We start from the raw sequence: 13,457 nt of genomic DNA, 5'->3' as shown, positions 1-13,457 counted from the left end.
ATCTTATGTAATAGTTATTTTTATAATATCAAATAGCACATATATTAACAACTCAATTTTACTCTCATTATTACAATACTTACATACCAGTTACTTCACTAAAAACTTAGCTTCAATCCGGCCAAAAGCACATATCCGGAGTTATTATCTTCCACTGCAAGCTCCTTAGTACTAAATCTTACAATATCAAAGTAATATGAAGTACCAACAGCTAATGGATATTCAAGACTGAAAGCCTGTGATGTTAATTCGTTTGTACCTTTGTCTGCAATATCCCTAACACTATTAAAATATGTTAAGCTCACTTTACGAGAATCAGAATGATAAGCAATACCTGCATTTACATAATGCATATTATTTGTTTCATGACTACGCTTCTCACCAGATTTACCACCATTCCCGTACGACAAAATGCAATCAAGTTCAAAAAGCTTTAGTTTCACACCAAAATTCCAGTGTAGTAATTGATTATGACACTGAAGATCGCTAGAATTTTTGTTTGTACAGTCAGTTAAATTTTCCCTTGCAAATTCGCCAGTCAAAGCAGTAGTAAAATTTATTTCATCTGATAGGGCATTTTTATAGGAAAGACCAGCGGCTATTAAATTATTATATTGTAAATTATTTTTACCTGGAACATAACTGAATCCAAGTTGAAAGTTATGAATTTCAGGAGAAATATAGTTTATCATTGGTTGTTTTAACTTCAGCTCTAGTCCATTATAGTCGCTGTAAACATTGGGTTTTACCCAAAATACCTTGTCCTTATCGTACCCAGAGTCATCATCTTTTTTTCCATTACCGCGCAGATTTGCATAGTTTGTCCAATGACCATTTATTCCCCCAGCAGCTGTATAAATTTTTGAAGTGTTAATTAACATACTCTGACTAACTAAACTTCCTTTACCATATTCAAATGATCCAAACTCCTGATTCTTTATGACAAAATACCACTTCTCCATTTCTAACTTTTCTATGTCTAGTGCCTTTAAGTTTGCAATACCAGAAACTCCTGCCTTAACATCAAAACCCATTTTAGTATTTGGATAAACTTGCTGTAAATAAAGCAAGCGCAGGTCTGAATAACTTGAGGTCTTGTCTTTGGTAGAGCTAAAAGAATCTCTATTGAAAGCGTAGCCAAATCTTAAATCTACTTTTCCATCTAGTTCTACATAAGACATCTCCTTATCCAGAATTACCCTAGCGTTAGCACTTCCTCCCACGAGTAATGATAAAAACAGTGTGATTAGTAACCTCATAGGTAAGCTTAAATTCTTAATATAAGCTTAACAGAAATAAAAAACAATCCTTATATTGTGTAGAACTTAGATACTACAAACCAATTAATGACAAAAGCGTTTAAGCATTCTTCACACTATGCTTTTGAATTATATTTCCATAAATAATTGATATACTTGGTAGTTTTCGCTTTAATAACTGCTTATTAATAGCAGAGCGTATACGATTCACTATTTTAGACGTGTTTTTTGTACCACAGTTCATCAAAATAAAAAGTACCTTATTCTCATCAATAAATCCCAAAAAATCATCACTACGGCAATTTTTATAAAAATGCTCTATGATAACGTTCAATGGATCGTTCGTCTCACTCAATTTACTATTGAAGCCTATTATCCCTATAACTGCATTAATTTGATATTCAAAGGCAAAATTTAATACAACATATAACTCAAAAATAGTGGACTCATTGTCTGGTATGTTAAACAAATTGTGGTTTTTATATTTTTTACCTATCAGGTATTTATCCCTAAACATTCCTAGCTTATGAAACAGGCTAATGTCACGTATTAATAGCTCATAATTAATCTTGCTATTAGTAAATTGCGTTGTGCGAAAAACTTTTACCTTTGTTTTTATATCTTCTCCTTTAGCAGCGATTAAAGAAAAGCCTATCACTTTTGGCAATATATCGGGCAAATCGCGCCCATCTTCAGTATACTCCAAATAGCTTTTCATATCTTCAGCTGCTCTTTTACTTAAAATATTGATTAACGGCTTATTAAGTAAATTCTCTTCCTCACATTTTAATAAATTCCTTGCAGCTTGATTGAGTCCCAAGATTAATACGTTCTTTTTCTCATTATCCTGACAAACAGATATCACAGCATCATCTTTCCTTCTTTCAGTTATAAAATCTTCCATATCTTCTCACATACAACGTATTTATAAGTATAATAAGATTGTATTAAAATTCATTTACCCATTAATATACTTGATAAAGTATAGACAAATCGTCATGTTGCTGCATGTTCTAAGTCATGCTACGTCAATTCCGCTTGCTGTAACAGCAATAGTGGGGTAATTTTTGTATATTACACTGTTTGCTGCAGTATCAATCCCTCTTGCAAGACCAGAAATTACGATGAAACCAGCTTCGCTTAAATCGAGTGCCAACTTATTGGCAAAATTTCTTCCATTCATTGAAGAATTACGTCCACCGATTATTGCAATTATCTCACGACTTAATAATGATACATCACCAAGTGTAGTTATTACAGGAGGACAACCAGAGATATTCCTTAAAATTTCAGGGTAATCTGGATCACATGCTGGTGTTATTTTGGCTCCAATTTTTTCTGCATTCTTAATTTCTTCTCGTGCATTTTGAATTCCATAATCCTTGTTAGTCAACTTATTAAGATATTTAAGCACTTCATATAGCGACCCATATGCTCTAAGTATACTAAAGAACTTTACTGGTCCCACAGTTCTAGCCAAGCTTAGCCATATTTCTAATTCTTCGTTATTTAATTTATTTATCTTCATAAAAGGCTTGAATTTCTTATCAATTTAGTGTACCCAAGATAATGTAAATATACAGTGTTTTATGACGCATTTTGTTACAGATAAATGCATAAAATGTAAATATACGGACTGTGTAGAAGTATGTCCCGTTGACTGCTTTTATGAAGGTAAAAATATGCTCGTGATTAACCCAGATGAGTGTATTGATTGTGGAGTATGTATACCTGAGTGTCCAGTGGATGCGATTGTAACTGATGATTCCATAAAAGATATTATAGAACTAGACGAAGGCTTGCTGAACAATGAACAAAAAATCTTTAAATCATTTTACAACATAAACGTAGAATATTCGCAAAAATGGCCAAACATTACAGCTAAAAAGCAACCCCTAGATACAGCAGAAGAGTATAAAGAAAAAAAGGATAAGACAGCTTATTTTGATGAAAATTTAGGGTCATAGAGTACAAAAATAGACTTACATTTTTTTGATTAAATAGACATTGAATTGTAAGCGTCTATTTCATCTGCCATAGACGATAATTATGCACTCTCAAAACGGAGATTGTTTGCAATTTCTACTAATTTCTCACTAATTTGTGAACGAGGTTCAGGCACTGGAAAGAAAGCGTCACATCTAGTCTTGCATAGAGGTTTGTCTGTTTCATTGAACGCCTCTTCACAGTTTTTGTGGCAAATATGAGATAGGTTACGTGCCTGAAACGTTAATGAATTCGAGTTTTGTGTAGGTATAACCATAATATACTCCTAAATTAAAAAACTAACGCCACGGTAGCATTTATGTGTTAATAAAATTGTAATATTTATATCAGCATAATTACTTTCCAGATAAGTTTACTTTCTTGAAAATTTCAGGAAAATATTGTACAATTACTCATGAACTTTGGCAAAACTTACGGCAAATGCTAATGTATCTTTCAGTAAAAAAACTTTACAGCATTTTACTAAACTAGTTGAGCTTACTAAGCAGCCCACTCAAGAATCAGCAGAAAGGTTTTTAATAGATCATGAAATGGAACTATCTGTAGTTGCTGATCAATATGACATTGAAGGTGTAGAAACAGTTGATTACAAAGATGTAAAGTGGAAATCAAGTGGATTACAAAATTAAATTTTTAAAGAATATTACTGAAAAAGATCTTCCAGTTTTACTTGCAATCTGGTGTCTGATCATAAAGGAACCAGTTTGCATGACACCATCTGCAAGTTTCAATATCTGTACAGCTGTGGAATTTTTCAAAGCGTTTTTTCTATTGAAGATAAAAGTATCTTTTATATATGATATATAGCAAAATATTAGGGTGCTTATGGTTCCAACTATAGCAATTTTAAGTGGTGGATTTTCTTGCGAAAGAGAAATATCGCTTATGAGCGGAAAAGCAGTAAAGAAGGCGCTTGATAGCCTTTCATATAATGCAATAGAAATAGATGTTGATAGCAACATTGCTCAAAAGCTTAAAAAAACTAATCCCGCTCTTGCTTTTATTGCTCTACATGGACCTTATGGTGAAGATGGCTGTATTCAAGGTTTGCTGGAGATTTTAGGTATAAAATATACACACTCAGAAGTTATGGCTTCGGCTGTTGCTATGAATAAAGTGATGTCAAAGCATATATTCCATTCTCTTAATATCGACACTCCAAGAGGTTATGTAATTAGTCGAGAAGATGTGCTAAAAAATAATATTAAAGTTGATTATCCGTACGTCTTAAAACCGATTAACGAAGGCTCAAGCATTGGAGTACACATGATTTTCTCACATGAGGATTACTTAGAGCTAAAAAATAACAGTTCTACTATAATGGAAAAGATAATCATAGAAGAATACATACCGGGTATAGAGTTACATACTGCTGTATTGCTGAACGAAGCAATTGGCACTATGGAAATACGACCAAAAAATAAATTCTATGATTATGAAGCAAAGTATACAGATGGATTTGCAGAACATATATTTCCTGCTAAAATTCCTGACAACACATATAGAATGACCTTGGAACACGCACTAAAAGTTCATCAATTTTTAGGATGCAAAACTGTTTCCCGCTCAGACTTCCGTTATAATCCCCAAAATAACACTTTAAAAATGCTTGAGATTAATACACATCCTGGCTTTACTGAATTATCGTTAGTACCAGAAATTGCAAAATTGACAAAAGGAATTGATTTTAATGAATTAATTAAAATTATTGTCAAAGACAGTTTACACCACAAGAATATTAGAGATCAAGCCGATGTTGAACAATGTTACTAGAAGCCAAAGGAGTTTTTTGCGCAAGTGTGCTTTCATGATTATAACTGCACTCTTCCTTACACTAGTACTTTATAGTTCACTTGATAAAATAACAAATCGATTCAATTACTACTTTACTTGGTGTAACGATCGCTTATCGAGCTTATTAATTAGCAATGGATTTTCAATCGACAAAGTAACCGTTACTGGAAACAAATTTACAAATGAACAGGACATTCTAAGTTTAGTAGATAGAACACAACCTATCATGTATGTATCACTCTCAAAACTAACAGATAATATACAATCTGTAAGTGAATGGATAAAACATGTAAGAATTTATAGGATTTTACCCAACACCTTACTCATTGATGTAAATGAACACAAACCTTTTGCTCTTTGGAAAGATGATAACAGAACTTCAGTAATTGACTCTGAAGGTAAAGTAATCGTAGATGATTACCAGATAGATAACCTCGTTATAATCAAAGGACAAAATTCGTTATCAAGCCTAAAATTCATTAAGTATATACTAGAGAGGAAAACTCAATTAAGTGATCATATTTCTTCTTGTGTTTATGTAGGAAATAGAAGATGGAATATCATACTCGATGACAGTGCCACAGTAAAATTGCCTGAAGATAATCCTTATAGCGCATGGGATTATTTAAGCCACTTGCAAAATACAACCGACTTTACTTTTAGCAATTGGAGCATAATTGATATGCGTGTTGCTGATAAGATCCTTGTGAAGAAGTGATCTGCTCGGTGCTCCTTTTCATGTCATGCAAGTAGCCCTTTCTCTGTCATCCGAGTAGCTTAAAACTGGAATCCAGATTGCAAGTAATCAATTAGGTTGGGTGAGTATGGGTTTTGCATTATAGAAGGAAGCATTAACCATTACTAAACAAAAAGCCTTGATCTGGAGTAGAATGTTTTAAAACAGAAACATCACAAAGATCTCTCTTAGAATGAGAGTTTTCTTTAGCATGTTTGAGTCGTTTAAATATTTCAGTGTCTGTACCTATATTCTTCTCAGCATAAGTACATAAAAGATCTAATAACTTTCCACCAGCTTTAATAGCAATTTCAATAGTCGTATTTTCATTATTACCATCTGGAGAGTAGTTTAAGCTTGGTTTGAAACTATACTTATTTTTTGATTCCAGTAATTCATCTACTTTATTTTCATCTATTTCTGTTGCTGCTTGTTTTAGCATATTAAACAATTCATTATCTTGAAGTCTTTTTTGAACAAGATTTTTTTTGCTTGCACTTTTTCCAGTAATAAGTTTAAGATCTATACAACCAACATTAATATTTGGGTTAGAAAGCAGAAGATCAACTATATCTATACGATCATTTTTTGCTGCAAAATGTAAAGGAGTAGCACCTTTCTTATTCTTAGCATTAACATCAGCCTTTTCCTTTAGAAGAAGATTAACTATATCTTTGTGACCATTTTGTGCTGCCAAATGTAAAGGAGTAAAACCTGTAATAGCTTAGACTTAATCTGACACTTTAAAAAAGTAAGTTATAAAATAATAAAAGAAAGGAGTGTTAGAAATGAACACAATACAAACAAAAATATTAAAACCAAAACTAGGTTTATTAGAGCTAGCAAAACAGCTCGGGAATGTATCTCAAACCCCAGTTATGGATTAACCAACACAGTAAGGCTTAGAAATAGAAGGCTTTTTTGACTGCATGGAATATGAAATTAATGTAGAAAAATATGTACCAGAAAATTTATTGGCGATCTGTGCCGTGTATTTTCAAGCTCAAATTTATTTTTTAAACAACCAAAGACTGTCTCAATACTCGACCTTTTTCTCAATAAAGCCTTCTCTTTTAGTGAGATTAGTGCGTTTTTCATGCCTTTTTTCACTTTAGTGACAAGCTTTAAACCTCTATCGAAGAGTTCCTCAAAGAGCTCCTTCTTGATATAGCCTTTATCTCCGAACAAAAGTCCTGTCAGTCTTTTAGTTATAGTTGGCACAGGTTTTCTGTCATCAACGTTACCTTTGGTTAGAGTAAGTGATTGAATTTCTCCAATTTCGTTAATCACCAAGTGCAATTTAAAGCCAAAAAACCAACCATACGTGCTCTTACCAATTTCTGCTAAACCATCAAAAACTTTGTTCCTAGAGATCCTTTTCTTGTGGCAAATGGCAATCGTAGAAGTGTCAATGTAGGAAGTACCTGTCATTTTCGCTTGTTCGCAGAACCATTGAAGAAGTAATGCTAAATACCGTAAAACTCTCGGCTTTAAGGCAATAAATCTGTGATATGAAGGCATCTTTGAAAATTCTGATCTATAGAGTAACTTAAGGTAACAAAGATAAAAAGCCTTGAAGTTTTTACATGGCGATTGGTGGTATAACAGGATTATGGTTAGCATTTCTGAGTGCGCTATTTCTGGTACTCTGGTTGGTTTTTTGCCATTTGATAAGAACTTATTTGCAAAATTTTCATCTACTACACGACAAAAATCCTCGACGCAGCAGTAAAGTTCTGTAATATCTTTCTTCATGGGTAACCTCTTAAATTATTGCTAAAATACTTGAGTTTACCCTATTTCCCTCTTTATTAATTCTACTTTTATCTGTTTTCTAATCCATAACTGGGGTCTCAAGCGTGCAAGGTAATGGGATATTCAAGAGATACGTTTTATAGATTCAAGGAGTTATACGAAAATGGAGGAGAAGAGGCGTTACATGAAATCAGCAAGAAAAAAACCGCTGTTTGCAAACAGAGTTTCCGAAGATATAGAAAGAGCAGTAGTAAATATTGCAACAGAATTTCCAGCATATGGACAGCAAAGAGCTGCAAATGAGCTAAGACCACTGACAGAGTTCTCCCCTTCTCCATCTAATGCTTAAGCTTAAAACATTAGATGCTTTGTTCAAGATACAAGGCCAGCGAGTGTAGTAAAGGAATTAGTAGAAAATGCAATAGATGCTGGAAGTTCAGAGATAGAGACCAAAATAGAAAGTGGTGGGCGTAATCTTATAACTGTGACAGATAATGGAAATGGAATAGAAAAGGAAGATTTGGAACTTGCGTTTATGCGCTACGCTACTTCAAAATTAAGCGATAGTGAGTTAATAGAGATCAAGCACCTTGGGTTTAGAGGAGAAGCTTTACCTTCAATTGCAGCAGTAAGCAGAATGAAATTATCGTCTAAGGCAAGTGGAGCAAAGGAAGCATGGTCTATAAGGTATGAGGGAGGAGAAAAAATAAGAGAGATTACACCTTGTTCTTTGCTACAGGGTACATATATTGAAGTTCGTGACTTATTTTTTGCCACTCCAAATAGATTAAAATTTCTAAAAACCGAGAGGGCAGAAACACAAAGCATTGTTGACATTGTAAATAACTTAGCAATGATTAACTATAGTATTGGGTTTACTCTCACTTCCGGTAATAAAAAGCTCTTAAAATATGTTAAGCAAACTTCATTATTTAACAGATTATGTGAAACAGAAGAAGAATTTCAGAGCAATTCGCTGGAAGTTAAAGAGGAAGAAGACGGCATCAAACTTACGGGACACATCTGTAAACCAACTATTAGTCGTGGCAATTCAACTCAGATCTATACGTTTGTTAATGGAAGGCCAATAAAAGATAATCTACTTATTGGTGCAATTAGATATGCGTATCAAGATTTTATTCTAAGTGGGAGGTATCCTTTTGCAGTGCTGCACTTAGAGATACCATACGATCAAGTAGATGTAAATGTGCATCCAAATAAATCGGAAGTAAGATTTCAGAATAAAAGGCTAATATATGAAACAGTGAGAAGAGGGATAATAAAAGCATTATCAACGAGGTTTGCAGCAAGTGGTCAAGGTATTGAAGAGGAGCTAATTTTTAATGATAGTAAAAGCCAAGAGCAGGTTGATAGTAAAGAGAAAAAGAATCAAAAAGAGTTTTATGAAAAGAGACCAAGTCTTTTAGAAAATCGTCTAATGAAAGAATTCAATGCACCAGATGAAAGAAGGCAAAGCTTACCAGAAACGTTTAAATATGGAGAATCTCCATCCCAAAAGGGAACGATGGTTTTAGAAAGGAAGCAAATTGATTTAATAGAGGATTATCCTCTGGGATATGCACGCTGTCAGGTCTACAATACTTACATTATTGCTGAGGCTGGAGATAGGCTGATTATAGTAGATCAACATGCAGACCACGAGAGATTGATATACGAGTGCTTAACAAGCATAAAAAGACAGAAACTTCTTCTTCCTGAAACAGTTAAAATCAAAAACCAAGCTGGAATGGGGATGATTGAAACTTATAAAGATGAGCTTTTTGAAATGGGTTTTGGTATTGAAATAGAATCAGAAGATAAAATAATGGTGAAAGAAATACCTTCAATCTTGGGAACAATAGATATAAAAGGGATGCTAGTTGATATAGTAGATAAGTTAACGGAAATGGAAGATACGTTGTCAATAGAGGATAAGGTGAATAAAATATCAGCCACAATCGCTTGCCATGGAGCAGGAAGAAAAATGAAATTGGAAGAGATGAATGAGATACTAAGACAAATTGAGAAAACTCCATATTCTGGTCATGAAAGACCAACGTATATAGAAATGAAAATAAGTGATATAGAAAAATTGTTTGAAAGGAGATGAGTTCAGTTTGTCAAAAAGGTTGCCAATTAAGTATACGTAACAGCTCTTCTGATTATGGATGGCTTTGTTGCATAGCACTGATAGGCATGTAAATCACAGTGAATTTACGCAGCTAATTTAAATTTAGCCATACCTATATCAGTAAATTTGTTCAATAAGTAGCACTTAATTAACAGCTCTTTTTCACGATTTACCTCTGATTTATTTTTCAAGCTAAACCCAAATATTTGCTTCAACCTATAGAAAAAGACTTCAATATAAGACCGTGCTCCATACTTAACTTTTTTCTTCCATTCATTAATACCATCTTCATAATTCTCATATGACCTAATTCTACTAATATACTTGTTTCTTTCTGATAAGTAGTCAGCTAAACAAATTTTAGTATCCTTCCTAGGGCAAATAATAGGCACAATATTGTATTTTCTGCATTCTTTATACACACTTTTTATATCATAAGCCGCATCTGCTCGAATAGAACAAATGTTATATTTATCACTGACTTCTTCTAACATATCGCAGACCGGCAAATAGTCTACAGCAACACCACTAGTGTAGTTCATGCTTATTGCTTTCTTATCATTTATGTTTAAAACAACATGTAATTTTCTTACTTGACCATAACCACTGTATTTTCTTTTTCAAATATTAAGCTTACTATGCCCACCGTTATTATTGTAGATACTAACTCTAGTGCTATCTACGGCAATTTCAACATTTTCCAGATCGTCTTTATTGCTTCTATGGTCATCAATCTTCAAATTAAGCTTTTTAAATCTTCTGGAAGCTTGTGTATAGCTGATAATCTTAAGTTTTTTGCCTATTTGTACCATATAACCTTTTACAAAACCTACAGCTTGTCTCAAGCCAATTCTAAAAAGATATGTGTATTAAAATTACAACTTTATCACTATAAGTGTTATTGCCACCTGCAACTTTTGGACTATTTTCATACCAATTTTCTATGGCTTGATTAACAAAATGAAAAACATTTCCTCTTTTTTTGAGAAACTCGTTATATTCTCTTTGGTTACTTACTCTCATTTTTTGTGGCATAAGTTGTACTTGTTTGAAAAATGCCTATTTTACAACAAAATGCGTTAGTAGCCATATATTAAAAAGCTTTTCTTCTTACAATAACCTCAACCAACACTAGCTATGCAACAAAGCCATCCAGAAGCAGATCCAGAACATCACATCAGAAAATCACTAAACACAATCCAAAGGACAATAAAAACCACCTTAGCTAAAAAGTTAGGACTAAACATCGATACGTAATGATTTGATTCAAACAGTTGGTTGGCCTGGATCATCGCGTAAAGATTATGGTTACCGTATTAACCCTTTCACTGTGCTGATAAAAGTAGTTCGTTAACTGTGTTGAAGAGAAGTAAAAGATGTTATAATGGAAAAAGTAAAATTTGTGACAAGGCTTGTGATCAAGTTTTAAAGAAGCGTTCTTTGGTTGGTATTTTACCCTAAAGTCACATCTAGCTTTAAAATACAGTTTTTGTCTCATCTAAAAAAATACAAATTCTCAATTATGTAACTTACCAAAAGCCTAAATTTCTTTTGCTTTCTTCAATCTTTTCTACTCTGTTCGTTTGCCGACTTTTGTGTTTTAAGCACATCTACACTCAATGACCCTATACTAATATATACCGGATTTCTTACTACTTTTTCCGGGATTTTTTGAAAAAAAAGTTAAAATAATTTTAAGATAGCTAAGGAATTAAAGAGCTTTGAAAATCAGCTATATCTTTTACAGTAGCTTCTTCGCTATTTGAGTTGTTTCCATTTTGGAAATAACTGTTTATTTGGGTTTAAAAGAGATTATATGAGCTTTTGGCAAAACATATCCTCCCCTATCTAAATCATCAATAACGCTATAATAGCCCTTTAAAATATTTTAAAGAATTAAGTTGCAGCAGAGAGATTGTTTTGGCTCCATCCCCTTTTTGTAAAGCTAAAGATACTAATGTTAGCAAACTCTATGAACTTAAGAATAACTGCAGAAACTACCATTTTTTAAGTCAGAAAAACCATTACTTACAATTCAATAATTTTCCAAAATCAATTATGTGTGAAAAGTAACCACTATCTATAACATCATCACTTACATCATTAACGTGGATAAGGACTGGACGACATGAAAAGCCTTTTGGACGATTTAGTGCATCTATTTTCTTTTGTACCTCTTGTATTATTGAATGACCAATTTTATCTTTTGAAAATTTGATTTCGCAAATGTAGAGAGTGTTAAACTTCGTTTGAATCATATAATCAATTTGACAACCTGCACTATTACGGGTTCTTTTCTGAAAAAATGGATTCTCGCTTATTATTCCATCAATTCCTAAGATATTATGTATACTCTTTCTATTGTTCAGCACCAAATTTTCAAATTGAAGCCCAATAATTGTATACCACTCTGGTAAGAACCCTATAGAATAGGTGTCACGACTAATTTTTCCTAGATCTTTTTCGATATATTTTAGATAAAACCTTAAATAATTATCTTGAAGTCTGTACCTCCTGAGTCGTGAATCAGTACCAGTTTTTATACTCCAAGTATGATCCTTTGCAATAAAACCAGCAAGCTCAAGTTCATATAGATACTCAGAAATGCGTCCATGTCTTACGATATTTAAAGTAGCACAAATTTCTTCTTGTTCTTTAGCTCCAGTAGAAAGAGCTCTGACTATTTGCTTATAAAAAGCAGTTTTTCGCATGAATAAATCTGAGAATATTTGATTAAATTCTTCAACTAAAAACCCACCTTTTGTAAAACAAAGCCTTTTAATATTTTCTTCAGCGCTATGTTTAAAATTTACCTCCTCTAAATACTTTGGAATTCCGCCAGTTACTGCAAGCACCTTAAACTTTTCATATGCTGAAATATTTTTTGGCCAAAATTCGTTGCAATCAGAAAGTGATAATTCTCCGAGTGTTAAAGTTAACGATATTCTCCCTACGAAACCAGTGCTGCTAAGTATATTTTTCTCGATCCAGGATGAAGCTGATCCACAAACAACAAAAATTAGCTTGTTATTATTTTTTAGCTGCGTATCCCAAAAATTTTTTATTTTGCCTAAAAAGGTTGGATCTTTTGAGCCCATCCAAGAAATTTCATCAAACAGCAATAATGTTTTTCCTGATAGTAGACGTTCACCAACTGCCCATAGTAAATCGCTCCAGTCATCATACCTAGCAAAAGATGTATTAAATTGTCTAGCAACTTGTCTAGAAAATTCATTAAGTTGGTAGGACGTTGTAGTATGCCTTTCTGGTGGCAAACCTATAAAGGAGTAATATTGTTCAAAATACTTACCAAACTCTTGAATTAAACGACTTTTTCCTATACGACGTCTTCCTTTGACTACTACAAAAGATGCAGTATTTTTGTCTGTAAGCTCCAGTAGTTGTTTTAACTCAGTTTTCCTACCAATAAATAATGGAGACATAAAACACAAAATATAAATCTTTGTCTCCATTATACGAGATAAAATTAGAGACGTAAATAAATAAATTTAGATCTTTGTCTCCATCTTGAACTATTGAGAGGGTTTTGTAGCTTCTGTTTCTTCTTCTATGGCAGTAGCTAGAGACTTTTTTCCTTGAGCTTCATCTACAATTTGCTGATTTCATCACTGAGAGTTTTGCAATTAATTGCTCAGAGGTTTTAAACAAAAGCTGTTCTACTGACATACTTTGCTATACCGAAATTATGAAAACTGTTTACTTTTTTGAAAAAATATTTTACAATGAATAAAAAACTTGATAAACTAAAGTGAGG

At 33.0% G+C, this 13,457-nt stretch carries 10 protein-coding genes and 4 pseudogenes; 6 read left to right on the top strand and 8 right to left on the bottom strand.

From position 1 onward, the window contains the following. Positions 1–98: 98 nt before the first annotated feature. From JKF54_RS00445 to JKF54_RS00435, 3 genes and pseudogenes are all read right to left on the bottom strand, one after another. Positions 99–1,259 (bottom strand): porin, encoded by a 1,161-nt coding sequence (locus JKF54_RS00445; RefSeq protein ID WP_211908140.1) that lies wholly within the window; start codon positions 1,257–1,259, stop codon positions 99–101. A 100-nt stretch (positions 1,260–1,359) separates the two neighbouring features. Beyond that, positions 1,360–2,163 (bottom strand): hypothetical protein, encoded by an 804-nt coding sequence (locus JKF54_RS00440; protein ID WP_211908138.1) that lies wholly within the window; start codon positions 2,161–2,163, stop codon positions 1,360–1,362. Between the two features lie 120 nt (positions 2,164–2,283). Next, a pseudogene (locus JKF54_RS00435) lies at positions 2,284–2,787 on the bottom strand (DNA-processing protein DprA); the annotation flags it as partial. Between the two features lie 61 nt (positions 2,788–2,848). Between JKF54_RS00435 and JKF54_RS00430 the strand changes: the two are divergent. Next, positions 2,849–3,226: a ferredoxin family protein gene (locus JKF54_RS00430; RefSeq protein WP_211908136.1), complete on the top strand. Its 378-nt coding sequence runs from the start codon at positions 2,849–2,851 to the stop codon at positions 3,224–3,226. 80 nt (positions 3,227–3,306) lie between these two features. Here JKF54_RS00430 and JKF54_RS00425 read toward each other — a convergent pair whose 3' ends face one another. Continuing rightward, positions 3,307–3,522 carry a hypothetical protein gene (locus JKF54_RS00425; protein WP_211908134.1) on the bottom strand — a complete coding sequence of 72 codons (216 nt, stop codon included), beginning with the start codon at positions 3,520–3,522 and terminating at the stop codon, positions 3,307–3,309. 145 nt (positions 3,523–3,667) lie between these two features. Here JKF54_RS00425 and JKF54_RS00420 point away from each other — a divergent pair, with 145 nt between their 5' ends. The 3 genes from JKF54_RS00420 to JKF54_RS00410 all read left to right on the top strand — a co-directional run bounded on the left by JKF54_RS00420 (position 3,668) and on the right by JKF54_RS00410 (position 5,778). Continuing rightward, complete coding sequence (locus JKF54_RS00420) at positions 3,668–3,895, top strand: hypothetical protein (protein WP_211908132.1); 228 nt, start codon at positions 3,668–3,670, stop codon at positions 3,893–3,895. 190 nt (positions 3,896–4,085) lie between these two features. Further along, positions 4,086–5,039, top strand: coding sequence for a D-alanine--D-alanine ligase (locus JKF54_RS00415; RefSeq protein ID WP_211908131.1), 954 nt, complete (start codon positions 4,086–4,088; stop codon positions 5,037–5,039). Beyond that, positions 5,020–5,778 (top strand): cell division protein FtsQ/DivIB, encoded by a 759-nt coding sequence (locus JKF54_RS00410; RefSeq protein WP_211908130.1) that lies wholly within the window; start codon positions 5,020–5,022, stop codon positions 5,776–5,778. The genes JKF54_RS00415 and JKF54_RS00410 overlap by 20 nt, the downstream gene beginning before the upstream one ends. A 133-nt stretch (positions 5,779–5,911) precedes the next feature. Here JKF54_RS00410 and JKF54_RS00405 read toward each other — a convergent pair whose 3' ends face one another. Next, positions 5,912–6,517, bottom strand: coding sequence for an ankyrin repeat domain-containing protein (locus JKF54_RS00405; RefSeq protein ID WP_211908681.1), 606 nt, complete (start codon positions 6,515–6,517; stop codon positions 5,912–5,914). Between the two features lie 162 nt (positions 6,518–6,679). Beyond that, positions 6,680–7,551 (bottom strand): annotated as a pseudogene (locus JKF54_RS00400) (IS982 family transposase). A 96-nt stretch (positions 7,552–7,647) separates the two neighbouring features. Here JKF54_RS00400 and JKF54_RS00395 point away from each other — a divergent pair. Both JKF54_RS00395 and mutL read left to right on the top strand, forming a co-directional pair. Further along, positions 7,648–7,858, top strand: a pseudogene (locus tag JKF54_RS00395) (helix-turn-helix domain-containing protein); the annotation flags it as partial. Between the two features lie 51 nt (positions 7,859–7,909). Then, positions 7,910–9,661: a DNA mismatch repair endonuclease MutL gene (gene mutL / locus JKF54_RS00390; RefSeq protein WP_369800775.1), complete on the top strand. Its 1,752-nt coding sequence runs from the start codon at positions 7,910–7,912 to the stop codon at positions 9,659–9,661. Positions 9,662–9,765: 104 nt separating this feature from the next. Here mutL and JKF54_RS06840 read toward each other — a convergent pair. Beyond that, a pseudogene (locus JKF54_RS06840) lies at positions 9,766–10,717 on the bottom strand (IS5 family transposase). Positions 10,718–11,706: 989 nt separating this feature from the next. Further along, a complete protein-coding gene (locus JKF54_RS00375) occupies positions 11,707–13,125 on the bottom strand; it encodes an AAA family ATPase (protein WP_211908129.1) in 1,419 nt (472 codons plus the stop codon). Positions 13,126–13,457 lie beyond the last annotated feature (332 nt).

Origin of the sequence: Wolbachia endosymbiont of Spodoptera picta, assembly GCF_018141665.1 — a bacterium.
Taxonomy (GTDB): domain Bacteria; phylum Pseudomonadota; class Alphaproteobacteria; order Rickettsiales; family Anaplasmataceae; genus Wolbachia.
The sequence above is the reverse complement of the archived record's forward strand: the minus strand, read 5'-3'. Positions and strand labels throughout refer to the sequence as shown.

Coding starts and splice junctions, on each gene's coding strand:
- JKF54_RS00440 (WP_211908138.1), bottom strand. CDS start 2,163: ATGGAAGATTTTATAACTGAAAGAAGGAAAGATGATGCTGTGATATCT.
- JKF54_RS00425 (WP_211908134.1), bottom strand. CDS start 3,522: ATGGTTATACCTACACAAAACTCGAATTCATTAACGTTTCAGGCACGT.
- JKF54_RS00375 (WP_211908129.1), bottom strand. CDS start 13,125: ATGTCTCCATTATTTATTGGTAGGAAAACTGAGTTAAAACAACTACTG.
- JKF54_RS00430 (WP_211908136.1), top strand. CDS start 2,849: ATGACGCATTTTGTTACAGATAAATGCATAAAATGTAAATATACGGAC.
- JKF54_RS00410 (WP_211908130.1), top strand. CDS start 5,020: ATGTTGAACAATGTTACTAGAAGCCAAAGGAGTTTTTTGCGCAAGTGT.
- JKF54_RS00445 (WP_211908140.1), bottom strand. CDS start 1,259: ATGAGGTTACTAATCACACTGTTTTTATCATTACTCGTGGGAGGAAGT.